This is a genomic window from Rothia sp. HSID18067 (genome assembly GCF_003989445.1).
GTDB lineage: Bacteria > Actinomycetota > Actinomycetes > Actinomycetales > Micrococcaceae > Rothia > Rothia aeria.
This window is the reverse complement of the sequence record NZ_RBMF01000001.1, coordinates 883,814-908,980: the sequence shown is the minus strand read 5'-3', so window position 1 is coordinate 908,980 and position 25,167 is coordinate 883,814. Positions and strand designations below refer to the sequence as shown.

The following is a 25,167-nucleotide window of genomic DNA, read 5'->3' as shown; positions in this document are numbered from 1 at the left end:
CCTTAACTCTACCCCTTGCACTCCAGAACAGGGCGTATGCCCCGACGCAGAACACTAAATACCAGGCGGGAACAGTGCGCTGTACAGGGGAGTGCACGCCCGAAGAAGTATGCCTCATTTGGGTATCATGGAAACAGGTATGCCCACAACAGGAACGCGGAGGTGATTCATGTCGCGCACTAAGCGCACGCAGCGGGGTCGTCGCACCGAGTTAAGCGAGCACCAAACGCTCGAAACCCGGTTAGAGCACTACCGGCGCGAAGGCAAAGAACACCGGATGCGCACCCTCATTTGGGGTACCGTCGGGTCCATTATGATCATGCTCGGCTCCTATGGGTCCGGGTGGCTCGCCGATAGTTCAGACTTCTGGCGAAGCTCCATTATTAGGACCATCCGCTATGACCCTTCGTGGATTATTGCATGCGTGGTACTGGTGGCGGCAGGCGGCATGATTATGTGTCGCGAATGGCTGCGCATCTATCAGAAAGTTGGGACCGACGCCTCATCAAGACGATGGATCTACGCCGTCATCGCCTGCTGGAGCACCCCGCAGCTTTTTGCCTTCACGCTTTTTAGCCGTGATATGTTCTCCTACTACGGTCAGGGACAGGTGATCGCCAATGGCCTCGACCCGTATAAGCACGGCGTATCTGAGATCACCAACTTCTTCCAAAACGGAGCCGACCCCCTGTGGGCGCAGTCGCCCCCGCCGTATGGGCCCGTCTTCATTAAGATCGAACAGTTTATTGTTTGGGTGGCCGACGGTAATATTGACGCCGCCCTGTTTATGTTCCGTTTAGTCAGTGCACTGAGCTTTTTGGGCATTATGTACTATGCTGTGGGCCTTGCCGGCGAACATGGTTACAGCCGCACCCGCACGCTGTGGCAGGTGGGCGCGAACCCCCTGTTTATTGCTTCGTTCGTCTCAAGTGGGCACAACGACTCAATGATGACTCTTTTCATGGTCGCCAGCCTGTACATTGCTAAACGGCACCGAACTTTTTGGGGCGGTATGGCCGCTGTGACCGTGTTGGCATTAGGGGTTGCCGTGAAACCCCTCGCTCTTGTGGTGCTTCCTTTTGTTGGTTTGCTATGGGCTGGGGAATATGCCAGCTGGCCGCGCCGGTTTGTGTACTGGGCGTTATCGCTGGTAGTGCTATTTACCGAGATGTGGCTCATGGGTGCGGTAACCGGGCTAGGCTTTGGGTGGGTGAGTGCGCTGTCAACCACCGCCGGGCAGTTTATCTGGTTTACCCCGCTGGGGCTCGTTATTGGGGCTGTCGTAACCGCGCCCGGTGTTTCGCCCGAGACCGCCGATCATTACAAGCATATTATTGAGTACATCGGTAAAGGGCTCGGTATGGCAGGGGCGATACTTTTTGCCTTCTTCGGGCGTGACCGCGAGATTGTGCGCCGTGCCGGCCTGGCTATTATTGTGATGCTGGTGCTGAGTCCCATGATCCAGCCCTGGTACCTGCTGTGGGCCTTACCAATGATTGCCGCCACCGGTATTCGCACGAATTTTCAGCTCATGTGGTACTTCGCAACCACGGTGTTCTTTATGGCATTATCAGTGAGCGATCAGCTGGCAATATCCCCGTACCTGCTCGACTTTGATAAACACATGGCACAGCTGATTGCTGGGCTGGTATGCCTCGGGTACGTGCTGTACCTGCTGCTGCTTGATCCCGGCACCCACGCCCTCACCCGTAACACCCTCATGCCTAAGATGCTTCTGGCTCATATTCCGCGATGGAGCATGCGCACCCGCATGAACCTCAAACGGGCAAAAGCCGAATACGCAGCGGCCAAACTATTACGGTCTGAACAGAAAAAGCAGCGTGCTGCCAAGACCTCCTCGGCACCGCAGCAGGCGCACAAAGCTGACGCTTCCGGAAAGCAGCAGGAAGGCCAAGCCGATACCTCCGTGCACAATAACGATTCGGGGGAGTAGCCCTCCGTAGGGTACGGCAGCTCAAAAGCCCGCAGAGTATTCCTTGAGGAATACGTGCCGGGCTTTTGCTGTAGTGAGCAGGATGCCGGTGTGACCGGGTGCGGTGTCACATAGTTCCCATTTCGGTGCTGTAACTGCTGATGCGTGTCTTAAAAAATGTAGGGTTGCTCACGACAGGCGCCGTTTGGGGTGTAGTGTTCCTAACGTTTTCGTGTTTTATGCTGTGTTCTGAAAATTTAGGTGTAATCTATAAATATCACTTGGCACGATCGCCGTGTACAAGTGAACTAGGCTAAGTATCACTTGCCATGCGCCTCAGTAGCTCAGAGGATAGAGCAGGAGCCTTCTAATCTCTTGGTCGGGGGTTCGATTCCCTCCTGGGGTACACAACAGCGCCCGCTTGGTTCCACATATTTGTGCGGAACCAAGCGGGCTTTATTATTGCACAGGCACCAGCGTGCGGGTCACAAGCTGGGGCAGATCAGGGACGTGACCTGCCCCCGTCGGTTGGCAGGAGCATCACCCGATCACTTACCTGCGGCTTTTTGCTTGCCGGGGTTAGTGCTCTTGCATGAGTTGAGCACGTTCTCCATTGCCCTTTTCTCATCGGGGGTTACCCATAGCTTGTATTTAGCTTTCACATGCACCTGCCGCGCAACATAGGTGCACCGATACGTTGTGTTGCCCGGCAGCCATTCTGAGGCGTCAGAATCAGACTTCTGCATATTTGCGGGGCCATCTGAGGCCACCAGGTTCTCGGGGTCATTAGCGAGCTCGCGGCGTTTTTGCTCATCAATATCCTGCGCCCCGGTCTGCCACGCATCAGACAGTGCCACCACATGGTCAATTTGTACGGCGCTGGAGGTTTTCTTGCCGCGCTTAAAATCAATAGTTTTACCGGTGTACGGGTCAGCCAGTTTTCCGGTGATCACGGTGCAGGCGCGTGTTCCAGCCTTAAAACGAACATCCGTCAGGTCTCGGCGTAAAATATCGTCGCGCGTGTTGCACCCGTTTTTGTCTACGTCTTCCCAAGCGGCACCAAACTGCTCCCGGGAATACCCGTTCTTTGAGGCCCGTTCTTTAACGGGCAGGGAGGAGAGTTCCTTCTTAACGGTCGCTAAATCGGGGGCGAGTGCAGTGGCGGGATCGACCGCGTCGTAGGGGTTCTTGACCTCTTGCAGGGTTTCTGTTTTGACGTCCGGCTCGTCCTCTTCACCGGTGTTCGGTGATGAGGAAGCACTGGGGTTCGCCTCAAACAACCCGCCCGTACCGTGCCTGCCCACATAGATGACCGCAATAATCAGAAGAATAACCACGGCGATAGCGATCAGTGTATACAGCAGACGCCGCTTTTTGGGGTCCATGGTGGAGGGATGTAGTCCTTTGGGAAGGGTGGGTAGGCTCAACGGGGTTCTCCAGGGTGGGTGGTGGCGGGATAAATTGTGGGCGGTGCTATAGCGCTCACGGCGTCGTCGGGTGCGTGCTTTTAACACGTGCACACGACGTTGCCGTATATAGCATAGGGGCTGGAGCATCGTAGCGGAAACCGGGCGGTTGTCTGGTGAGTGCTTGGGCTTTATAGGGGATATGTCATAAAACTAAATATTATGCACGTAATGCGAATATTTTTTAAATATTATGGATAGTATTTCAAGAGATTGTCCACATATTCTAATTTTTCTGCAATCCTTCAGGAAAAAGATAGGAATATCCACACTATTTGCGGTGCGCATTAGTTTTAGCGGTTTTTCTTTGCAACTCTAAGGGGACTTCTTACCCCACTATATTTAGGAGTTGCACTATGAGTGACATTGTGACAATCCGCGGGTTTGCGGCCACTCGCCCCGAGCTGCGGGCTCTACCCAGCGGGGTTCCGGTGGCAAGTTTCCGGGTGGCAAGTACGCCCCGCTGGTTCGACACGGCTTCTGGGACATGGCAGCAGGGGCGTACAAACTGGTACACGGTGACAGCATTCCGCAGGCTGGCGAAGAATATCGCGGCCTCAATCGATAAAGGGCACCCGGTGCTGCTAACCGGCCGGTTGCAGATCAAACAGTTCACCCATAAAGACGGCAGCAGCGGTTCCTCCGCTGAAATCGACGCACAGTCGATTGGGGTGGATCTGGGATATGGCACATGCATATTCGAACGCGGTGTGGAACGGCGGGATCTTGCACCACAGAATCAGAATGAGCAGCATCCTGAACACGCCGAGCCCATTACGAGGAACAGTATTGTGCGGATGCACCCTGAAACCGCACCTGAAACCGAGGGTGACGGCCCCGCCCGCAATAACGCGGCATACGATAACAACGGGGTGCACTGTGACAATGATGGGACCTTCGAACATGCAGATACGCGGACCCGTCCTGCTGCAGCCGGTACCGATTCTAAGGCACAGGCTGCCGCGTAGAGGCCGGAACTGCTGAGACTATCGAGCGTGCCCCTTGTGTTGTAGGTGCCTTATCTTGCGTGTTGCCGGGGAATCTGCGATAATTCACAACTGTGTTCACGCTGGGCACGCCCCTGCCGCAGGGGGAAGAGCGACCGTAACAGCGTGAACCGTGGGGCACCAATCCTGCCCCACGCAGTGAGTACCCCTCCATGCATCTTATGGGTGGGCAACCGAGCCTATTTGACCTGCGGCAGGTGGCTCAGGAGATCTAATCAATGCAGACTCTCGACTTTATCGACAAGAAGTCCCTTCGTGACGACATTCCCGAGTTCGCCCCCGGCGACACCCTCAACGTTCATGTGAACATTGTTGAAGGTAAGAACCGCCGTGTGCAGGTTTTCAAGGGCTTCGTTGTTGGCCGCCAGGGCGCGGGCGTGCGCGAGACCTTCACCGTTCGCAAGATTTCGTTCGGTATTGGTGTTGAGCGTACCTTCCCGGTTCACTCTCCGGTGATCGAGAAGATTGAGGTTGTCAGCCGCGGCGATGTGCGCCGTGCAAAGCTGTACTACATGCGCAACCGTCACGGTAAAGCTGCTCGCATTCGCGAGAAGCGCGAGTTCTAATTCTTCTCTAGGGTTTAGAACCTGTGGATTCGGCCGAGAACTCGGCGGTTCCCAGCACCAGGCGTCACCTCAAACGGGGGTGGCGCCTGGTTGCTGTAGCCCTGGGCATAGCGGTGGTGACGTTATTGTGCGTTCGCACGTTTTTAGTGGACGTGTACTATATCCCGTCGGAATCAATGGAGCCCACATACACCCCAGGCGACCGGGTGCTTGTCTCCAAGCTGGAGGGAGCAGGTACGGTGCAACGCGGCGATGTGGTGGTTTTCGACGGTACGGGCTCGTTTGCACCGTATGAATCGGGCAGTAGCTTCTGGAAAGACCCGGCTAAAAGTATTGGGCAGTGGCTGGGGTTTGTCCCCACGGATACGGTGTACATTAAGCGCGTCATTGCGGTAGCAGGGGATCGTCTTTCATGCTGCTCCGATAACGGTAAACTAGTGTTGAACGGGCAGGAACTGGATGAGCCATACCTGTACCCGCAGGATAGCCCTTCCGAGACGCGGTTTGATGTTGTTATACCGCACTCCAGGGTTTGGGTGATGGGGGATCATCGTTCGGCATCGGTCGATTCTCGCTCCCTGCTGGGAGCACCCGGTGGTGGCATGATTCACACCAATAAAATTATTGGTCGAACCGCCTGGCGTATTCATTTTTAGGTTTTATATATACACTATGGTTTCTTTGTAAACCATTTATTTTGTCTACCCGGTGGTTAACACCCTTTACAATGGCATGTGAACCATATGTCCTCTCAGAAAGGTCTTTGGCATGGCTGAACAGAATGAGCCTCAGGGAACGGACGCGGAGTACCAGCCGCGCACGCGCCGTGAGCGTCGTGAACTTGAGAAGCGGTCCCGCAAAGCCGTTCGCGCCCAGAACAGCGAGAACGCTGCTGACGCTACGGGTGCGCCCTCCGGCAGGCGTTTCGGCCGCCACGCCAAGTACTCCAGCGACGCTTCGGGAACTGAGTCTCAGTCAGCCAACGTAACGGGGGCATCAGGCAGCGCGCGTACCCAAGAGACGGAAACATCGCAAGCGGCACAGTCAGGCTCGTCGCGGCGGTTCAGGTTCGGCCGCCATGCTGCCCCTGAACAGCCCGTTGAAGCGGACACCCCGCAGCCCCAGCCGGATCCAGAACCTCAGCAGCAGACCCCTGAAACTCAGGAAAAACCGCAAGAACCCGTAGCGAACTTTTGGGATAACGTCAGCGCGCCCACTAAATCAAATGTTTTTACTGAGCGCAGCACCCACGCCTCAGAAAGTGATGACGACTCCGCTAACACCGCTGAGCAGTCCGATGGTTCAACCCATGTAGCCACCTCCAAATGGCTCAATAGCCTCAAAAAGGCACAGGGTGCAGACTCTGCGCCGCAGACCGGCATTATTGAGACACAGCCCCTTAAACTCAAAAAAAGCTTCCTCAAAAACGGCTACCTGGGGTACAGCACTATGGGCGAAAATGCGCCCCAGCAGAGCTCAGAAGCTCTTGACGCAGGCTACAGCGCCCCCAACGAGCCGCAGCAGGGTAACAACAGCAACGGGTCCGTCACCGAGCCCGCAGCAGATACAGACCCGGACCGCACTGTCAGCATTAACCGCGTGAAACGTAGCAGGCCCTCACGGAAACCTGTCTCCCGCGATACACGTTCTATTTCGCGCACCACGCGTCCCGCATCCCGCAATACGGCCCCGCAACAGACCCTCTACGAAAACCCCGTGCGGCCTAAGCACCTGGGGACGGGGGCATACTCCTCAGACGATTACGACTATGAGTATGAGGACGAGCGCAGCACCAAGAAGTCCAAGAAGAAAGACAAAAAGCCTGAACTAACCCTCAAACAGGCTCGCGAAGAAGGCCGGATGGGTGAGTGGGCATGGACCACATTCCGTGAATCGGCCATGGTGGTGGTGTACGCGCTAGTGATTGCGTTCATCATTAAAACGTTCCTGGTGCGCGGCTACTACATTCCCTCCGGGTCGATGGAGAACACCCTGCAGGTGAACGACCGGGTCTTTATCAACGCCGCCGGGTCATATTTCGGTAGCCCGAACCGTGGCGACGTGGTGGTGTTCAAAGACTCCCAAGGGTGGATCGACTCAGCCCAGAAGAAGAGCAACCCCATTAATGACGCCCTCACATTCGTGGGCATATTACCGGACACCTCCTCAAATTACCTCGTTAAACGCGTCATCGGTAAGCCCGGTGACCGTGTTGAAGGTGACGGGAAAGGCAAAATCAAGGTGAACGGTGTAGAAATCAGCGAGCCCTACCTGCACCCGGGCTCCAACCCGTCCGATGTGCCGTTCTCGGTCACTGTTCCCAACGACTCATACTTCGTGCTGGGTGATCACCGTGACCACTCCGCTGACTCGCGCTACCACATTGGGGATGGGCACGCATTCGTCAAACGCGGCGATATTCAGGGCAACGTGTTCGTTATCGCCTGGCCGATCAACCGCGTTGGCCTAATGACGAACCAGTCCGATGTTTTCAAATCAGTGCCCGAACCCTCCAAGTAGGGCAGCGGCATGACTGGCTCACAGGTACCGGCCGCTACTTTAGAGCACGAACATGACCTGTTCGCGGCCGGCTACCAGCTTGTGGCTGGGGTGGACGAAGTAGGCCGCGGCTCTCTTGCCGGTGTCCTCAGCGTTGGGGTAGCCGTTATTGGGGCCCAGGCGCAGCTGCAGGTGGCGGGGCTGATCGACTCCAAAGCCCTCTCACCTGCGCGCCGAGAAAAAATGGTGCCCGAGATCCGACGGTGGTGCCTCAGCGCCGTGGGGCACGTGAGTCCCGCAGAGATTGACGAACTGGGCATGACCCTTTCCCTGCGTTTAGCGGCACAGCGGGCACTCGCGCGCTTAGGGCGTGAGGGGACAACACCTGAAGTGGTGCTCCTGGACGGTAAACACGACTGGCTCAGTGCCCCCGCCCCCGACCTTTTCGGGCATCAGGATCCCGCGCACCAGCGGTACGAAGAGCTTCTGCAGCAGGCGTGGGGGCACAGAAATACGCCCTGGCAGGGGCCGGTTCACACCATTATTAAGGGAGATTACCGGTGCGCCTCCATTGCGGCCGCATCTGTATTAGCTAAAGTGGAACGAGACGGGCTGATGCGCGACCTTGCCGCCCGCTACCCGGAATACGGGTGGGAGAATAATAAAGGCTACGGGTCTGCGGCACACCGCTCCGCTATTAGCGAGCACGGACCCAGCCCGCTGCACAGGCTCACGTGGGCGCTACCGGCAGACGAACAACAGGTACGGATGGCTTATCAACGGCGTCACGCCGAGAACGGGGTAAACGAGAATGAGCGCTGAAGAACTTGAAAACTACGAGACCGATGCGCAACTGGCGCTATACCGGGAATACCGCGACGTCATGTCGCTTTTCACCCACGCGGTTGATACTGACCGCCGTTTCTACCTGGCAAACCATGTTGAGGTCATTCCCCGGGTGAGCGATGGAACCGTCTACTTTGAGGTACTCATGAGCGACGTGTGGGTGTGGGATGTGTTCCGCACCAACCGGTTTGTGAAGACCGTACGGGTTCTCTCAACGCACGACGTGAACGTGGAAGAACGCCTGCCGAACCAGGAATTTTCAATCCCCGATATGGGGGTGCGCACACTCTTTGACGCGGCAGAAAACACCGGTATGGTGAGCGAGGCTGAGAGCCAGCCAGAAAGTAACGCGCAGCCGCAGGACGCCTCCGATGCCCGGCGGCGCGGCCCCGAAACTGACGGGTAATATCACGACTCCAACGGGTACTAGGGGCACTCGAAAGCCCGCAGCATCTGCTGGCTTAAAAACATACTTTGAAAGTTTCGGGCAGACCGGGTGTCTGCCCGAAACTTTTTATGCCCGTGTGAGGTGCCTGCAATGGGCCGCTCATGAAAACGTCACATTTCTTCACAATAAGAGTCTTAAACCACATTTTGAAGCATGAAATAGCATAAAACGCCTGTGGATACGACATCTGGCCCCGCACCGGGTGAGTTATCCACAGACCCCGCTGTCTCTCTAGCGAATATCCGCGTACTTCAGGCACAGTACACGTACCCGCACGGTGCACAACACCGAACGGGCCTGCCCCAGTACGCCAACGAAAAGAGAGACCATGACACCCCCGAAGAAACCCACCCGCGCCGCTACCTGCGCGCGCAGCCAGCCTAAGGCACACGCCGTAGGCCGCTGGGGCGAAGACCTTGCCGCGCGCATCCTCGAAACCAACGGGTACCGACTGCTCGACCGGAATTGGCGTCTTCCCGCGGGCTACGAAGGGGAACGCGCCCACGGCGAGATCGACGCCATCGCTATCGACCCCGACGATGAACTGGTCTTCATAGAAATCAAAACCCGCACCGACAGCGGCTTCGGGCACCCCCTGGAAGCCATCGGTAAAGACAAGACACGCCGCACCCGTGAGCTTGCCATCCTCTGGTGCCGCCAGCGCGAGACCCTGGACTTCGGGCACTTCCGCATTGACGCAGTCAGCATACTAGGAACCCCCGAACAGTTCACTTTCGAACACCTCAAGGGGGTGGCATGATGGGGTTCGCCCGTACCTACTCCGTGGCGCTTGTGGGGCTGCGGGGGCACATCGTCGAAGTAGAGGCGGACGTCTCCTCAGCCCTGCCGTCTTTCGTACTCCTTGGGCTGCCGGATACCGCGCTGAACGAGTCAAAAGAGCGGGTGCGCTCAGCCGCCAAAAACTCCGGGATTGGGCTCACCCAACACCGACTCACCATTAACCTCACCCCCGCAACCTTGCCTAAGAAAGGCTCCGGGTTTGATGTGGCGATGGTGGTAGCGGCCCTGCAAGCCGAGAAAAAACTCAAACCCAGCGGTGACTGCGTTTTCCTTGGCGAAGTCGGGCTAGACGGGTCGATCCGGCCCATACCCGGCATACTGCCCGCTGTTAAAGCCGCCGCCGATGCCGGGCACTCTCGGGTAGTGGTACCCGCCCAGAACATGCACGAGGCAGCACTCATCCCCGGGATACAGGTCAGCGGGTTCAGGTGCCTCGCCGAAATATTTGTGGCCCTGGGCGCCTCAGCTGAGAACCTCAAATACCCGCCCGAGAGCGTGCGGGAGCAACCCACCGCCGAAATCCCCGAACACGGTATCCCCTCAGATATGTCGGACGTTGCCGGGCAAGCCCAAGGGAGATTCGCCCTCGAAATCGCCGCCGCTGGAGGGCACCACCTGCTCTTTACAGGGCCACCCGGGTCTGGAAAGACCATGCTCGCAGAACGGCTGCCGAGCATCCTGCCGCCACTTGATGATGACGCAGCCATGGAAGTAACCGCCATCCGTTCTCTCACCGCAGGCGGCACACCACTGCGCGAACTGGTACGCACCCCACCGTTTGAGGCACCACACCACAGCGCCTCCGCCCCGGCGATCCTTGGGGGAGGCAGCGGCATTCCCCGCCCCGGATGCGTCTCAAAAGCCCACCGCGGCGTGCTGTTTTTGGATGAGGCGCCGGAATTTAAACGCACCGTACTCGACTCGCTACGCCAGCCGCTAGAGAACGGTGAGATCGTGCTCGACCGTTCAGCAGCCTCAGCCACCTACCCGGCACGGTTTCAGCTGATACTTGCCGCGAACCCCTGCCCATGCGGTATGAACGTAGGAACCGGAACCGAGTGCACCTGCACCCCGCGTGAACGGCGAGGCTACTTCGGGAAACTCTCAGGCCCGCTGCTGGACCGCATTGACCTGAACCTGTCAGTACCCAAAGTCTCTTCAGCGGAACTGGCCAGCGGCGAGCGCGGTGAGGCGTCGGCCCTCATCAGGGAGCGAGTGATGACCGCCCGAGCCGCCCAACGCGAACGCCTGGGCCGTTTCGGGCTGCGGGTGAACGCTGAAGCAAACGGGAAGATTCTGCGCGGTCCTCTGCGACTGGATGCCCCACTCACCCGAGAGCTTAACCGGGCAGTTGATCGGGGTGTGCTCACGGCCAGGGGGTACGACCGGGTGCTGCGTACCGCATGGACACTGAGCGACCTTGACGGAACCGTCAGCCCCCAGCGTGAGCATATGGAGCTTGCACTGTTCCTGCGGCAGCAGGGCAGCGGGACAATCTAGGGGCCCAGCAGGGCATAACGCAGGTCAGCAGTCAGATAGTTATTCTTCGGAAAGGACGAAAAATGCATAAAAATAACCGTGTGGTTCAGCAGAAAAACCGTGACCACAGTACTGAGACGCAACCCTCCACCGGTGTACCAGCACCGCAAGAACCAGCCCTGAACATTTCCGGTCTTGATACCACCGCCCTCACGCGCCTCCGTGCGCACCGGCGGAGGCTGCTCCAAGAACTGGGCGGGCGGCGCATCCCCGACGGGGCACAGGAGGCCCCCTGGCGCTGGGCGCTCAACCCGCAGGCTGAGGCCGAACCCCCGCAGCTCTTCGACCCGCACCTTCCCGCCGAAGCCCTTGAAACACAGGGGATTGAGTACCTGCGCCTGTGCAGGGCGCTCATGATGCGTCTAGCGGAACCAGCCGATAACATTGTGGCGCAGGCGCTTACCGCCTTCGGCCCAGCCTTTACCGCCCATGTGCTCGCCAGCGGAGGCCGCATTCCGCATAGTGTGTGGGAAAACGGTGAACCCGACCCGGTACTGCACGCCATTCTGATGCAGCGTTCACCCGGGTACCGCCCGGGAGAACACGAAACAACCCGCGAAGAGCTTGAGAAAGCGCTCGCGGCCCGCAGCAAACGTTGGGCTCGGCGTGCTTTGAACCCGGTTCGCGAATACGAACTGGCGCTTGCGTGCGGTGCGTGGCTGGCGATCCCTGAAGACGATGACTACCCTCGTTCTCTTGACGATTTGGGGCCTGCGGCCCCTTACGGCCTGTGGGGCAAGGGGGAACGCAGTAAGCTGCGGGTGCTGGCGGATCATCATCACAGCAGTGTCGCCCTGGTGGGTTCACGGGACGCCACCCAGTATGGGCAGGCGGTTACCGCGCATCTGAGCTCTGAACTTGCCGAGCACGGGTGCATTATTATTTCGGGAGGCGCATACGGCGTTGATATTGCCGCGCACCGTGCAGCTTTGGGGGCTGGCACGGGGAAGCTGCCCACTGTTGCTCTCATGGCTGGTGGACTTGATCATTTTTATCCGGCGCAGAACACAGCCACCCTGCAAGTGATTGCCCGCGACGCCCTGGTACTTAGCGAGGTTTCGATTGGCAACACCCCCACACGGTGGCGGTTTTTGGAACGTAACCGGCTGATCGCGGCGTTAGCGGCGCACACTGTGGTTGCTGAGGCCCGGTGGCGTTCGGGTGCGCTCAACACGGCGCATCACGCCCTGGAAATAGGGCGGCAGGTGTGGGCTGTGCCGGGGCAGATTGACGCCCCGAACTCGGTGGGGTGTAACCGGCTCATAAGAGATGCCCACGCGCAGATCCTCACCGAAGCGCAAGACCTGCTTGAGGCCGGGGCCGGGTTCGACGCTGAACGTGAAGAGGCTGCCCAAGACGCTGGCGTGCAGTATCCGACAGATTCTCTCACTGAGGCACAGAACAGGCTGTGGGATTCGCTGGCGGTCACCGCCTACCGTACTGTGGACGATATTGCGGTGCGGGTTGGGTTGGATGCCCGCACGGTCATGCTGCAGTTGGGGGCACTCGACCGTTTGGGTCTTGCCCAGAGTAACGGGCAGGGGTGGCGGAAGGTACGCCTTAAAACCGCCGCATAACCTCCCTCTGGTGTGCGGCGGCTACAATGGGGAAAGCAGTGGGGCCAGCCGTTTTAGCCCCCTTCATACCGCACCATTGGGGGCGTTGTGTGGGTGAGAAGAAGTAAGGCCCCGCATCTAGTCGGCTAAACCATGAGGGGAGCATATGGACGGTAACCAGGGTTCACCAACCGGTTCCGGCGCGCTTCGGGACAGCACCACCTTGCTTCTGACCACCAGGCGCCTTCCTCACCTGCTCCAAACCCCCGGTGTTGCGCCCGGTTCGCCGGTGCCGGGTGCATCCGCCCCCACCCTTGAGGTGTACCGCCCCCATCTGCAACAGTTTGAACGCTACCTGCGCTATGAGAAGCACCGCTCTGAGCAGACCGTGCGCTCCTACATTTCCGATCTTGAAGGGTTTTTAGGGTTCGCTGCGCGGCGGGGCGTGAGCACGCTCGAAGCTATTGACATTACGCTGATCCGCGAATGGCTGGGAGCGATGCACCTGAGGCAGAACTCCAAAGCCACGGTGGCCCGGCGCGGCTCAACCCTGCGCACCTTCTTCACCTGGGCGCAGGATGAAGAACTGATTATTGATAACCCCACCCGCGGGATGAGCACCCCAAAACGTGACCGTCACCTGCCGTCCGTGCTGTCTCAGGCACAAATGAACCAGCTGCTGGACGAGCTGCAGCAGCGGCACCGCCAAAACCCCACTGATGCCCGTCTGCTGCGCCTGTGGGCTGTGGTTGAGGTGCTGTACGCCTCTGGGATGCGTATCTCGGAGCTGACGGGGCTTGACCTGCACAGTGTGGATCGAGCCAATAGGACGGTGCGGGTGCTTGGCAAAGGCAATAAGGAACGCATCGTGCCGCTGGGTGTTCCGGCGATGAAAGCACTCAATAGGTGGGTGGCGCACGGGCGGCCCCAGTGGATTCCTGAAGGGTCCCGTAATGTAACCGCCCTCTTCATTGGCCCGCGGGGGCGGCGCGCCAACCCCCGGCAGGTGCGTGAAGACCTCAGCCGGTTATTGCGCACCCTTGAGAATTCTGAAGCTTCCGGTGCGCACGTGCTGCGTCATTCCGCGGCAACGCACCTGGTTGATGGCGGCGCCGATATCCGCACCGTGCAGGAACTATTGGGGCATTCCTCACTTGCCACCACACAGATCTACACTCACGTCTCCATGAAACGGCTGGCCGAAACCTACGCCCGGGCGCACCCCCGCGCCTGAGCTGCCTCGCATCACAAACCAGTCCCGTCCTTTAGACCCGGAGTCTAAAAATATGTGCTGCGGGTAAAATATTCTGCCGGAAAACCCTGTAAAACCATCCCGGAAGTTTATGCGCAGGCTGAACGCGCGGTAGCATAGTATGCGAACACTTACCCAGGCGTACCATTACAAGGCGCCGCAGACTGATATGACACAAAGACAGAGAGGCGAGCGATGCGTGCACTCGTATGCCCCGGTCAGGGCTCCCAGAAGAAGAGCTTTTTGAGCCCCTGGCTCGAAATAGACGGGGTGCGTGAGCATCTGCAGCGGCTCTCTGATGCGGCGGGTATTGACCTGATCCACTACGGCACTGAAGCCGAAGAAGAAACCATTAAAGACACCGCCATCGCGCAGCCGCTCATTGTTGCTGCAGGTATTGTTACCGGGCGCAAAGTTCTGCAGAAGCTGGGCGAGTCCAAGCTCATTCTCGCCGGGCATTCCGTAGGTGAAATTACCGCCGCCGCGCTGGCGGGCGTGCTCACCGAAGAAGACGCCATGCGTTTTGTGCGGGTGCGAGCCACCGGCATGGCGCAGGCCGCCGCCGCATCACCCACCGGTATGGCTGCGGTGCTTGGCGGTGTTGAGCAGGATGTGCGGCAAGCTATTGATGAGGCTGCGCTGGTAGCCGCCAACTCTAACGGGGCGGGGCAGATCGTCGCTGCAGGCCCCCTTGAAGCTATTGAGGTATTCGCCGCCAACCCGCCCGCCCGAACCCGTGTGATCCCGCTGAAAGTAGCAGGCGCATTCCACACCCAGGCGATGGCCCCCGCCGTGGAGCCGCTAGCCGCTTTCGCCGCAGAGCTGACCGTGAACGATCCCGCCTACGAGCTGCTGAGCAACCGTGACGGCGAGCGCATTAGCACGGGCCGGGAATTTGTAGATAGCCTTGTTTCGCAGGTCACCAGTCCCGTGCGCTGGGACCGGTGCATGAGCACGCTCATGGCCGCCGAGGTAGACAGTATTATTGAGGTGGCTCCCGCTGGCACCCTGGTGGGTCTTGCTAAACGAGCCATGCGCGGGGTACCGTCGGCAGCGGTGAACACCCCTGAAGATCTTGAAGCCGTTACCGCTTAGATGCCGGTTGCTACCACATAGGACGTGAAGGAAAACCTCTTTTGACTACTCTCAAACAGAACGAGATGAACCGCTACTCCCGCATCCTCGGCTACGGTGCCGCCCGCGGCGAGGTGCTGGTACACAATAACGACATTGTTGAGGCCATTAACTCTTCGGACGAGTGGATTACCCAGCGCACCGGTATCTCAACCCGTCACCGTGCGAGCGAGAACCAGTCTGTGGCGGATTTGGCGTTCGGCTCCGCACACGATGCGCTCGCCGCTGCGGGGGTTGACGGCGCGGATATTGGTGCGGTGATTGTCTCAACCATCTCGCACCCCTACGCGACTCCTTCTTTGGCGACTTTGGTTGCGGAGGAGATCGGGTCAAAATGCCCCGCCTACGATATTTCGGCGGCGTGCGCCGGTTTCTGCTACGGGATCGCGCAGGCGGACGCGTTGGTGCGTTCGGGCGCGGCGCAGTATGTGATGGTGATTGGCGTGGAGAAGCTGTCCGATTTTATTGATAATACCGAGCGCTCCATTTCGTTCCTGCTGGGTGACGGCGCGGGCGCAGCGGTTGTGGGCGTTTCGGATGAGCCGGGGATCGCCCCGACCGTGTGGGGCTCTGACGGCTCCCGGTGGGGAACCGTGGGGATGACACACTCTTTGCTGGATATCCGTAACCGTGATTTTGTGCAGAACCCCGTGGGTGAGGATGAGAAGATTTGGCCCACGCTGCGCCAGGATGGGCCGTCGGTGTTCCGCTGGGCGGTGTGGGAGATGGCGAAGGTTGCCCAGCAGGCCCTTGAGGCTGCGGGTATTACCGCCGACGAGCTGGGGGCGCTTATCCCGCATCAGGCGAATGCGCGTATTATCGACCAGATGGCGAAGACGCTGAAGCTTCCCGAGAGCGTGGCTATTGCCCGAGATATTGCGGATGCGGGGAATACCTCTGCGGCGTCTGTGCCGTTGGCGGCGCACCGTCTGCTGCGGGAAAACCCTGAGCTGTCGGGTAAATTTGCTTTGCAGATCGGCTTTGGTGCCGGTTTGGCGTTTGCTGCTCAGGTGGTTGTCTTACCGTAGACTGTGCCGCTGTGAGGCTGGGCCGGAAACGGTGCGGTGAGGGCGGTGAACCTAAAACTTTCCGTGTTCTGGACGCCCCGTGTGCGGCGGCCAGGATTTTCGGGAAAACACCGGGTTTATCGTGTGCATTGAGCGCACAGACACGATAAACTCATGTAGTATGTGTGCGCCTGTTGGGCGTGCCAGGGAAAAGCGGTCTTGCGGCCGTGTTGAACAATAAAGGAGCCCCTCAATGGCTAACAAAGAAGAGATCCTTGCTGGTCTGGCAGAAATCGTGAACGAAGAGACCGGCGTTGAGGTTGAGGACGTTCAGCTGGATAAGTCCTTTACCGAGGACTTGGACATCGACTCCATCTCAATGATGACTATCGTTGTGAACGCCGAGGAGAAGTTCGAGGTGACCATCCCGGACGAAGAGGTGAAGAACCTTAAGACCGTTGGTGACGCTGTCGAGTTTATCGAGAACGCCTCCTAAAACAGAAACTGCAGGCGATGGGCGCGGGCCGCACACGCACCGCGCCCATACGTTTATTTCTCTCACCCACCGATATACATGAAGAAAGTGTGAAGATGTCTCGAAAAGTGCTGGTGACCGGCCTCGGCGCGACCACCCCCATTGGCGGCGACGTCCCCACCACTTGGGCGAACGCCCTTAAAGGTGTTTCGGGTATTACGACGATCGACGAGCCCTGGGTTGAAGAATATGATCTTCCGGTCTACATTGCAGGCCGTGTGGCTGTTCCCGCGCAGGAGTCCGAGAGGCTGAGTAAGGTTGAGGCGAAACGCCTTGACCCTTCGGGGCAGCTCGCCCTCATTGCTGCACGTGAGGCGTGGGAAGACGCCGGGTTCTCCGGCCCTGACGCCGAATCTGCTAAGGAAACAGATCCTGTGCGCACCGGTGTTGCTTTCGGCACCGGTATCGGTGGCGTGTGGACTCTGCTGGATGCATGGGATACCCTGCGGGAGAAAGGGCCGCGTCGTGTGCTGCCGATGACCGTGCCGATGCTCATGCCCAACGGGAATGCCGCAGCGGTTTCCATGAGTTTGAAGGCTCGCGCGGCGGCGCAGACCGTGGTGTCGGCGTGTGCGTCGTCGACGGAGGCCATGGAGCTGGGCGTTGAGATGATCCGCACCGGTAAGGCCGACGTTGTGGTGGTGGGCGGCTCTGAGGCCGCTATTCACCCGCTGCCGATGGCAGCATTCGCTAAAATGCAGGCGCTTTCTTCCCGCAATGATGAGCCGCAGAAGGCATCCCGTCCTTACGATACAGACCGTGACGGGTTCGTCATGGGTGAGGGCGCGGCGGCAATGGTGCTGGAGTCACAGGAGCACGCTCAGGCGCGTGGCGCTCGGGTATATGCGGAATTGGCAGGTACCGGCGTCTCAGCTGACTCGTACCATATTACCGCCCCGGACCCGGATGCTTTGGGGGCTACTCGTGCCCTGCGGGAGGCTCTTGAGGATGGGCAGATCGACCCGCAGTCTGTGGTGCATATTAATGCGCACGCGACCTCAACACCGGCCGGTGACCTTCCCGAAGCCACGGCAATGCACGCGGCGTTTGGGGAACATACGAAGAACATTGCGGTCTCGGCCACGAAGTCAATGACCGGGCATCTGCTGGGCGGAGCGGGCGCGCTGGAGGCAGTGCTGACTGTGCTGGCCCTGCACCACCGCAAGGCGCCCTGCACGATTAACCTGGAGAATAAGGATCCGCAGATCGACCTGGATGTGGTGACCGACGCCAGGGATCTTCCCGCAGGTGAGATCGTGGGCCTGTCGAATTCTTTCGGGTTTGGCGGACATAACGCTGTGGTGGCGTTCCGTTCGGTCGAAAACTAACCGGGGATAGTCCTGGTGCGGACCGGTAAACGCGGGCAGCCGTGTGCACCCGCCGAGAAGTTCTAGCGCCAGTGTGCCTCTGGTACGCGGAGATATTCTTACACTACGAATGTAATGGTGCGCGGTTTCCCTGCCGTTTGGCGGGGCAGCCGCGCACCTTGTTCTGTTGTTTGCGGCCTGTTGCCGCACTATACGGGGTAATAATCTTCGGGGAATGTCTGGTGCCGGGCGGGTGCGTGCTGGTAGGGTGAAGAACTACCATTGCACTGAAAAATTATCACCGCACTGAGAAATCACCATTGCGCTGAGAAGGTCACAGCGCTGAGGAACCCCGACTGTAGTCGAGGGCACCCACCGGTGATAGTGCCCGAATACGCTGAGGATAAACACCATGCCGCTGCCCACTGCCTCCTCCGAAGCATCCGCCCCCGCTGAATATTCGAGCGGGTTTGAGACTCCCGATGAGCACTTCGCTGCCGCAGCATGCTCGTACCGTTCGGTGCGGGTGCACGCCCAGCAGACCCAGGGGCTGCCCGGGCAGTATTTGGCCGCATACTCGGCAAAGACTCATAAGCTGTATGTGAGCAGCATCTTTAATTTCACCCCCGCCCACGGTTCGACCGTGGCCACTATCGCCCGCGTAAACCCGCAGACGCTGCAGATTGAGGCGACCGCTAAAATGCCGGTCACCGAAGAGATCCGCGCCGAACTTGCGGGGCAGTACCAGTTCCGGGGTGCCTTCGGTATTGATATTGATGATGAGCACGGCACCATCTGGGTGAGCGACGCCAGCTCCTATGCCGTGACCGTGTACCGCCAGGACGCCTTAGAGCAGGGCACCCTGCAACCGGTATGGACTAGCTACGACCCCGCGAAGGGGCTGTTTGAGCAGGATATTAAGCACCCCCGTGAGGTGTATGTGGATGCGGCTAACGGCAAAGCGTTCGTGACCGGGATGGGCGGTTTCTGGGTGATTGACACCGCCACCTTTGAGGTTCAGAAAGTAGACCCGGCACCCGGTGTGCTCTCGCACCCGATGACAATCGATCGGGATACTCACAGCGGGAATCTCTACATGGGGGACTACTACCTGGATCAGGTGTATGAGGTAGACCCCACCAGCCATACGGTGGTGCGCACCCTACCCGTACCGGCGGGGGACGTTACGCATTTTGGGCGGGTAAAAGTGCACGGTGTGGTGACAGACCACGCCCTGAACGAAATATATGTGTCAACGCAGGGGTATGAGGGGAAGAACACCGGGGTGCACGTGCTGGATAAGACCACCGGCGAGCTGAAGCATTTTATCCGGTACGGGGTGACCCCCACCGATATGGTGATTGATGAGAAGCGGCACCTGATCTACCTGGGGGATTTCGGTGCGGCCCACGCCACAGAGCCCAGTGGTGGGACGGTTGCGGTGATTGATGCGTGCGCCGGTATCGTGGTCGGGCAGGTGCGGGTGGCCTCGGCAAAAATTAACCACCTGACCCTGCTGCCGGATGGCTCTGTGGTGGTGCTCGATAAGGCGGGTGATCATAGGGGCGTCACGGTCGATTTTCATATTGATGCGCTCACTGGCGAGTTCGTGCCCTCGTCCGTTGATACCCATTCGGGGGAACAGACCCGTATTGACGCCGATAGCCTCACAAAAATCTCGGTGCAGGATACCGGGACGAAACCCGGGACGGTGCGCTCTCACCGCGTGATACCCCTGGCGACGGGAACCAGCGGCGACGGCTCCACGGTGGGGATGCCCGCAGTGGTGGTACCCGGGCAGACCGTGGAAATTTCGGGGCTCGGCTGGGCTGCTGGCGAGAAACGCCACCCGGATCTGCCGCCTACCTTCCCGGCCCTTAAAATCCCCGCCCAGCTGAGGGTGAAGGCTGACGGTGACATAGTGCGCGAGTTCCAAGCAAAACAGCTGGCCCTTGATACGTACTTCATCACCGATTTTCGGGTTCCTATGGCCTGGAAGCCCGGTCAGGAACACACCATCACCATCGAATCCGCCACCGAGCCGGGGCGGTCCGTGTCCGTCACGGTGCGCGTAGCCGAATATCCTCAGGAGCAGACGGTTCGCGAATGCGTTGCCTGCGAGCAGCCGGATACGCACCCCACCGTGACCCCGTTCGCAGGGTACCCGGCTGCGGGCGGGCACCGTGAGAATCCTCGCGTTCAGGTGTGCGATAATTGAGGCGTTCAATCGTGCTCCGGGGTCGGTGAAATTCCGAACCGGCGGTGATAGTCCGCGAACCGCACCTGCTGTGAGAAGGCATGGTGCGGCCGAACCGGTGAAATTCCGGTGCCGACAGTACAGTCTGGATGGTAGGCAGCACGAGCAAAAATAGTGGAGGACGCGCCCACACTCGCCGCCCGGCTCGGCGGCAGTGCTGTGCGTATCCGGTACCGTCGAGCAGTAAAGGCTCGGTCGGGGCATGTTTTTGTTCTCCCCGGGGCCGCCGCGATCTGCAGCTCGAAAGGGAGAAAATGGAATTTCTGCGGTGGCTCTTCGACGCACAGTTCCATGTGGGGAACCAGTCCCTGCTGGTGCGCGAAGTTCTCGGTAACGCGTTTGGCCTGGCATCGGCGCTGGGCGGGATGCGGCGTAAAGTGTGGGCGTGGCCGGTGGGTATTATCGGTAACCTGCTGCTATTCACCGTTTTTATGGGGGCGTTTTTTGGCAGCCCTAACCCCGTGAACATGCTGGGCCAGGCGGGACGGCAGCTCATGTTCATCACCGTATCGGTGTGGGGCTGGTACCGGTGGCGGCAAACCCGCGTAACAGAAGGTGCACACGCTCAAGGTACGGCGGTCATACCGCAGTGGGCCTCCGGGTGGGAACGGGCGGGACTAATCACTGTGATGGCCGCAGGGACTGTGGGTCTCACCCCGGTATTTCGGGCAATGGGCTCGTATGAGCCGGTGTGGTCTGACGCCTGGATTTTTACCGGTTCGCTGCTGGCAACCTACGGTATGGCACGCGGCTGGGTTGAATTCTGGCTCATCTGGGTGGCTGTAGACCTGGTGGGTGTGCCGCTGTTGTGGGGCGCCGGGTATTACGCCACCTCGCTCATGTACGTGTTTTATGGGTGTTTCACCCTTGTCGGGTTTTTTGTGTGGTGGCGCACCCGCAACCGGGAAACGCAGCGTACTCGTGTGCAAACGCAGTTCCCGGATATTACGGTCAAGGTGGAGGCGAGTAAATAATGGTTTCGGTAACGCACACTCCGGTGAATGATCTTGACTATTCCGCTGCGGAGTACGGGCATGTGGACGGCGTACCCTCCCCGTACACGTTCAGCATCCCGGATGGGCCCCTCACCGATGAGCAGGCGATGCGTTTGGCGTTAGACGCTGCATGGTGCGGTATTCGCGGGGCGAACCCGTTGGTGGGTGCGGTTATTACGGGCACGGACGGGCGGGTGCTGTATGTGGGCTGGCACCGCGGGGCAGGTACCCCTCACGCTGAAGCGGATGCACTGGCGCAGGCACGGGCGGCAGGTACCGATCTGAGGGGTGCAAGTATGTATGTGAGCCTTGAGCCGTGCAACCACACCGGGCGCACCGGGCCCTGTTCACACGCGATTGTGGCCGCAGGGGTGCGGCGTGTGCGCTACGCTTACCCCGATACTACCTTCGCCGCCGGGGGAGCGGCGCATCTGCGCAATAATGGTGTGGATGCGCAGCTGATGGAAGGGTTTTCAGCTGACTCGTACCTGCTGAATGAGCGCTGGTTTATTGCCGCCGCCGAGCGCCGCCCGTTTATTACGGCTAAATCGGCTTCCACCCTGGATGGGTTTATTGCTGCCGCTGATGGCACCAGCAAATGGATTACCGGCCCCGCCGCCCGCATTGATGGGCACCTGGTGCGCCACCGTGCCGATGCGGTCATGATCGGGACCCGCACCGCCCTTATGGACGACCCTTCCTTGGATGCCCGCCGCAGCGACGGGAGCCGTTTTACGAAGCAGCCTCTGCGGGTGGTGATGGGCCGACGCGAAATCCCTGAATCCTACCGTATTCGCGGACTTGCAGCAGAAGGCCCGTACGACCCGGACCCTGACCGGTTTTTGCAGGTGTTCACCCACGACCCGTTTGAACTGCTGAGCACCCTGTACGATCGCGGGGTGCGGCACCTTATGATTGAAGGCGGCCCCGGCATGGTGGGGTTATTCGCGGGTGAAGACCTGGTTGATGAGATGATCTGGTACCGCGCGCCCCTGCTGCTGGGGCACGGCAAAAGCGCCGTGTACCGTCTTAGCACCGGCACCCTGGCCAACGCCCCACGGCTGCACCTGGACGATCTGGGGATGTTCCCGGCTGTGCGGGTGCTGGGGGCAGATACCGCAACTCACCTGGTTCCGGTTCCGCGCGGCGACTACCAGAACCCCGGGGCCAGGCGGGTACTGGAACGGTGCACAGAGTGCTACGCCCCCGAGCCCCGCGAGGACGGGTGAGGGCTGCATCATAAGAGGGCGCATCCGCAGAGTGAAAAGTTAGCCGGAACGGGAATAAACCGGCGCGTGTGCGCCGTTAGAATGGATTGGGTGCCACTAGCTGGCGTGACGAGGAGAGAAATGTTTACAGGAATTATTGGTGCTTTAGGCACTGTAGAGTCGGTGACGCCGGTTCTGGACGCTCAAGGTAGAGATACTGGTGCCGCGCACATCACCATTAACGCTGGTGATATTGTTGCCGATCTGGGGCACGGCGGTTCGCTGGCCGTTAACGGTGTGTGCCTGACCGCCATTGACCTTCCCCACCTGAGCGAAGGGCAGTTTAGGGCCTACGCCATGGGTGAGACTCTGGCCCGCACCAACCTGGGGGCTCTCGTACCCGGTTCGCACGTGAACCTTGAACGGTGCATGCCTGCAGACGGCCGTTTTGACGGGCACGTGGTACAGGGGCACGTTGATGGAACCGCAACCGTCGTCTCGGTGACGGATCATGATGCGTGGCGTACTGTCCGCTTCGCCGTGCCCGCCGAGTTCGCCCCATATTTGGTGCAGAAGGGGTCAATTACAGTCTCGGGTGTTTCGCTGACCGTCACCGCCGTCTCCGATCCTGCCCAGAAGCAGCACTGGTTCGAAGTTGGGCTGATCCCCGAAACCCTCGCCGCCACTAACCTGGGGGAGCTCACCGTGGGGGACACCGTGAACCTGGAAACTGATGCACTAGCCAAGTATGTGGGACGCCTGCTGGCATTCGACACCCCGCCGGTTCGGGAGCACACCACCGCGAACAGGCCCGGCCGGACACTCGATACGGTTCAGAGCGCGGTCGATGCGATTGCCGCTGGGGGCGCAGTGGTCGTGGTAGATGATGAGAGCCGCGAGAATGAGGGCGATATTATTTTTGCGGCCGAACACGCCACCGAGCAGCTGATGGGTTTCACGGTGCGGCACACCTCTGGGGTGATATGCGCCCCGATGAGCGCCTCCCGCGCCGATAAGCTGAACCTGCCCCCGATGCTCGCCCATAATGAGGACCCGAAAGGTACCGCCTACACTGTCTCATGTGACGCGCGTATGGGGGTCAGCACTGGTATTAGCGCCGCCGACCGTGCCCGTACCGTCCGGGTACTGGCCGACCCGTCTGCAACCCCAACCGATATTACCCGTCCAGGACATATTTTCCCGCTCCGCGCGGTAGCAGGCGGTGTGGCCCAGCGCCCCGGGCATACCGAAGCAGCCGTGGAACTGTGCCGTGCCGCGGGGCTTTCGGGGGTGGGCGTTATCGCCGAGCTGGTGCACGATGACGGCTCAATGATGCGTTTCGACGCGCTGCGGGCTTTCGCCACCGAACACAGCCTGCCGATGGTCTCCATCGAAGATCTCATCGCCTACCTGAAGGAGGGCGCATGAGTCCAGAACCGAAACCTGCCGCCTCCACGGGGCAGGGCTGGGAGGGCCTGAACCTTCCCCCGGAGCAGGAGCAGGCCGTCGCGGACGCCGCCGCATCCTACATCGCCTCACCCCTGGATACGGTACCGATGCCCAGCCCGCAGCTGATCGAAACCACCTATGAGGTGCCGGTTCCCACCCCGCACGGTGTATTTGGTGTGCGCGCCTGGCTTTTCGCCGACGGCGCCGAACATATTACCGCCCGCGCCCTCAACGATGACGGAGTCCCCACCCCGTTCACCGGCACAGGCACGGAGTCGCCAGCACCCGCAGTGCGCATCCACTCGGAGTGCGCCACCGGCGACATTTTTGGTTCGTACCGGTGCGATTGCGGTCCGCAGCTTGAAAACGGTCTGCGCATTATCGCCCAGCAGGGCGGCTGGCTCGTGTACACCCGCAACCATGAGGGGCGCGGCATTGGGCTGGTCAATAAACTGCGGGCCTACCGGCTGCAGGACGCTGGCCTTGATACGGTAGACGCAAACCTGGCGCTCGGCCTGGACGCCGACATGCGCGACTATACGCAGGCGTCAGTGATTTTGCAGGAGTTGGGCGCCGAACGCATCCGGCTGGTGTCAAATAACCCGGCGAAGGTGCAGGCGCTCGCCGAACTGGGGGTTGAGGTTCTTGAGATGATACCCGATGAGGTGCCCGCCCGCGCCGAGAACACCCGGTATTTAGCGACTAAACGCGACCGGATGCGGCACCAACTGGGCGCCCAGGAACGCACACCCCAACCACCCCACAACCACTAATACCCTGAAAACACCAGAACTACACGTAGGCTCTGAAACAACCCGAAGGAGAACACCATGAGCGGCGCAGGCGCGGCAGATACCACCCTTACCCCCGAAGACTACCGGGGTTTTAAACTCGCTATTGTGGCAGCCAGTTGGCACACCCAGGTTATGGACGGGCTGCTGGACGGTGCCCGGCGGGCCGCAGCGGATGCCGGTGTAGAACCCACTATTGTGCGTGTTCCGGGCACATTCGAACTACCTGTGGCGGCCACCCGCCTGGCTGAGAAGTACGACGCGATTGTGGCGTTGGGGGTTGTGATCCGCGGCGGCACCCCGCACTTTGACTACGTGTGCCAGGGCGCTACCAGCGGCCTGACCGATGTGTCTGTGCTCACTGGCCGCCCCGTGGGGTTTGGTGTTCTCACCTGCGATAATGAGCAGCAGGCACTGGACCGCGCGGGCCTGCCCGGCTCCTCCGAGGACAAAGGGTATGAGGCCACAGCGGCGGCGCTGCAGACCGCCGCCACCCTGAAAAACCTCCCGTAAAGCTGCCCGCCCCGGCGGAGCAGCTTTGGGGCGGGACTACACTGGATGTGTACACCAC

At 59.8% G+C, this 25,167-nt stretch carries 22 protein-coding genes, 1 tRNA gene, 1 pseudogene and 1 riboswitch; of the genes and pseudogenes, 23 read left to right on the top strand and 1 reads right to left on the bottom strand.

Translation table 11 applies throughout. The features are described from left to right. Nucleotides 1-169: 169 nt before the first annotated feature. Together mptB and D8M23_RS04040 are read left to right on the top strand one after the other, a co-directional pair. A complete protein-coding gene (gene mptB, locus D8M23_RS04045; protein WP_126853781.1) occupies nucleotides 170-1,954 on the top strand; it encodes a polyprenol phosphomannose-dependent alpha 1,6 mannosyltransferase MptB in 1,785 nt (594 codons plus the stop codon). Nucleotides 1,955-2,266: 312 nt separating this feature from the next. Then, a tRNA-Arg gene (locus D8M23_RS04040) sits at nucleotides 2,267-2,339 on the top strand. Between the two features lie 142 nt (nucleotides 2,340-2,481). On the opposite strand, the gene D8M23_RS04035 is transcribed toward D8M23_RS04040, so the two are convergent. Further along, complete coding sequence (locus D8M23_RS04035) at nucleotides 2,482-3,318, bottom strand: HNH endonuclease family protein (protein WP_126853945.1); 837 nt, start codon at nucleotides 3,316-3,318, stop codon at nucleotides 2,482-2,484. Nucleotides 3,319-3,755: 437 nt separating this feature from the next. Here D8M23_RS04035 and D8M23_RS04030 point away from each other — a divergent pair, with 437 nt between their 5' ends. From D8M23_RS04030 to ribH, 21 genes and pseudogenes are all read left to right on the top strand, one after another. Then, nucleotides 3,756-4,367: a single-stranded DNA-binding protein gene (locus D8M23_RS04030; protein WP_126853780.1), complete on the top strand. Its 612-nt coding sequence runs from the start codon at nucleotides 3,756-3,758 to the stop codon at nucleotides 4,365-4,367. A 257-nt stretch (nucleotides 4,368-4,624) separates the two neighbouring features. Then, the gene (rplS, locus tag D8M23_RS04025; protein WP_006887925.1) at nucleotides 4,625-4,972 is read left to right on the top strand and encodes a 50S ribosomal protein L19; all 348 of its coding nucleotides are present in this window, start codon (nucleotides 4,625-4,627) and stop codon (nucleotides 4,970-4,972) included. 23 nt (nucleotides 4,973-4,995) lie between these two features. Continuing rightward, nucleotides 4,996-5,628, top strand: a complete 633-nt coding sequence (lepB, locus tag D8M23_RS04020) for a signal peptidase I (protein WP_037237422.1) — start codon at nucleotides 4,996-4,998, stop codon at nucleotides 5,626-5,628. A 112-nt stretch (nucleotides 5,629-5,740) separates the two neighbouring features. Next, nucleotides 5,741-7,492 (top strand): signal peptidase I, encoded by a 1,752-nt coding sequence (gene lepB / locus D8M23_RS12095; RefSeq protein WP_238693751.1) that lies wholly within the window; start codon nucleotides 5,741-5,743, stop codon nucleotides 7,490-7,492. 9 nt (nucleotides 7,493-7,501) lie between these two features. Then, the gene (locus D8M23_RS04010) at nucleotides 7,502-8,293 is read left to right on the top strand and encodes a ribonuclease HII (RefSeq protein ID WP_126853779.1); all 792 of its coding nucleotides are present in this window, start codon (nucleotides 7,502-7,504) and stop codon (nucleotides 8,291-8,293) included. After that, nucleotides 8,283-8,585: pseudogene (locus tag D8M23_RS04005) on the top strand (DUF2469 domain-containing protein); the annotation flags it as partial. The gene D8M23_RS04010 and the pseudogene D8M23_RS04005, both read left to right, overlap by 11 nt. Nucleotides 8,586-8,939: 354 nt before the next feature. Then, the gene (locus tag D8M23_RS11815) at nucleotides 8,940-9,149 is read left to right on the top strand and encodes a hypothetical protein (RefSeq protein WP_174234604.1); all 210 of its coding nucleotides are present in this window, start codon (nucleotides 8,940-8,942) and stop codon (nucleotides 9,147-9,149) included. Next, nucleotides 9,094-9,525 (top strand): YraN family protein, encoded by a 432-nt coding sequence (locus D8M23_RS04000; protein WP_174234603.1) that lies wholly within the window; start codon nucleotides 9,094-9,096, stop codon nucleotides 9,523-9,525. Before D8M23_RS11815 ends, D8M23_RS04000 begins: the two co-directional genes overlap by 56 nt. Further along, the gene (locus D8M23_RS03995; protein WP_037286518.1) at nucleotides 9,525-11,066 is read left to right on the top strand and encodes a YifB family Mg chelatase-like AAA ATPase; all 1,542 of its coding nucleotides are present in this window, start codon (nucleotides 9,525-9,527) and stop codon (nucleotides 11,064-11,066) included. Before D8M23_RS04000 ends, D8M23_RS03995 begins: the two co-directional genes overlap by 1 nt. A gap of 62 nt (nucleotides 11,067-11,128) precedes the next feature. Continuing rightward, nucleotides 11,129-12,682 (top strand): DNA-processing protein DprA, encoded by a 1,554-nt coding sequence (dprA, locus tag D8M23_RS03990; protein ID WP_126853777.1) that lies wholly within the window; start codon nucleotides 11,129-11,131, stop codon nucleotides 12,680-12,682. A gap of 145 nt (nucleotides 12,683-12,827) precedes the next feature. Next, entirely contained in the window at nucleotides 12,828-13,895 is a 1,068-nt protein-coding gene (locus D8M23_RS03985) for a tyrosine recombinase XerC (RefSeq protein WP_126853776.1), read from the top strand. A gap of 213 nt (nucleotides 13,896-14,108) precedes the next feature. Continuing rightward, entirely contained in the window at nucleotides 14,109-15,008 is a 900-nt protein-coding gene (locus D8M23_RS03980; protein ID WP_126853775.1) for an ACP S-malonyltransferase, read from the top strand. A 41-nt stretch (nucleotides 15,009-15,049) separates the two neighbouring features. Continuing rightward, the gene (locus D8M23_RS03975) at nucleotides 15,050-16,075 is read left to right on the top strand and encodes a beta-ketoacyl-ACP synthase III (RefSeq protein WP_126853774.1); all 1,026 of its coding nucleotides are present in this window, start codon (nucleotides 15,050-15,052) and stop codon (nucleotides 16,073-16,075) included. Nucleotides 16,076-16,307: 232 nt separating this feature from the next. Then, complete coding sequence (locus tag D8M23_RS03970) at nucleotides 16,308-16,550, top strand: acyl carrier protein (RefSeq protein WP_006887911.1); 243 nt, start codon at nucleotides 16,308-16,310, stop codon at nucleotides 16,548-16,550. Between the two features lie 95 nt (nucleotides 16,551-16,645). Continuing rightward, complete coding sequence (gene fabF, locus D8M23_RS03965; protein WP_126853773.1) at nucleotides 16,646-17,917, top strand: beta-ketoacyl-ACP synthase II; 1,272 nt, start codon at nucleotides 16,646-16,648, stop codon at nucleotides 17,915-17,917. Between the two features lie 391 nt (nucleotides 17,918-18,308). After that, a complete protein-coding gene (locus D8M23_RS03960) occupies nucleotides 18,309-20,114 on the top strand; it encodes a YncE family protein (protein ID WP_126853772.1) in 1,806 nt (601 codons plus the stop codon). 7 nt (nucleotides 20,115-20,121) lie between these two features. Continuing rightward, a riboswitch (FMN riboswitch) is annotated at nucleotides 20,122-20,260 on the top strand. 147 nt (nucleotides 20,261-20,407) lie between these two features. Further along, nucleotides 20,408-21,127: a nicotinamide riboside transporter PnuC gene (pnuC, locus tag D8M23_RS03955; RefSeq protein WP_126853771.1), complete on the top strand. Its 720-nt coding sequence runs from the start codon at nucleotides 20,408-20,410 to the stop codon at nucleotides 21,125-21,127. Beyond that, nucleotides 21,127-22,377, top strand: a complete 1,251-nt coding sequence (gene ribD / locus D8M23_RS03950; RefSeq protein WP_126853770.1) for a bifunctional diaminohydroxyphosphoribosylaminopyrimidine deaminase/5-amino-6-(5-phosphoribosylamino)uracil reductase RibD — start codon at nucleotides 21,127-21,129, stop codon at nucleotides 22,375-22,377. Before pnuC ends, ribD begins: the two co-directional genes overlap by 1 nt. Nucleotides 22,378-22,497: 120 nt before the next feature. After that, complete coding sequence (gene ribB, locus D8M23_RS03945; protein ID WP_126853769.1) at nucleotides 22,498-23,784, top strand: 3,4-dihydroxy-2-butanone-4-phosphate synthase; 1,287 nt, start codon at nucleotides 22,498-22,500, stop codon at nucleotides 23,782-23,784. Next, the gene (locus D8M23_RS03940; RefSeq protein ID WP_126853768.1) at nucleotides 23,781-24,578 is read left to right on the top strand and encodes a GTP cyclohydrolase II; all 798 of its coding nucleotides are present in this window, start codon (nucleotides 23,781-23,783) and stop codon (nucleotides 24,576-24,578) included. Before ribB ends, D8M23_RS03940 begins: the two co-directional genes overlap by 4 nt. A 57-nt stretch (nucleotides 24,579-24,635) precedes the next feature. Further along, nucleotides 24,636-25,109, top strand: coding sequence for a 6,7-dimethyl-8-ribityllumazine synthase (gene ribH, locus D8M23_RS03935; protein ID WP_037237396.1), 474 nt, complete (start codon nucleotides 24,636-24,638; stop codon nucleotides 25,107-25,109). The last annotated feature ends 58 nt before the right edge of the window (nucleotides 25,110-25,167 follow it).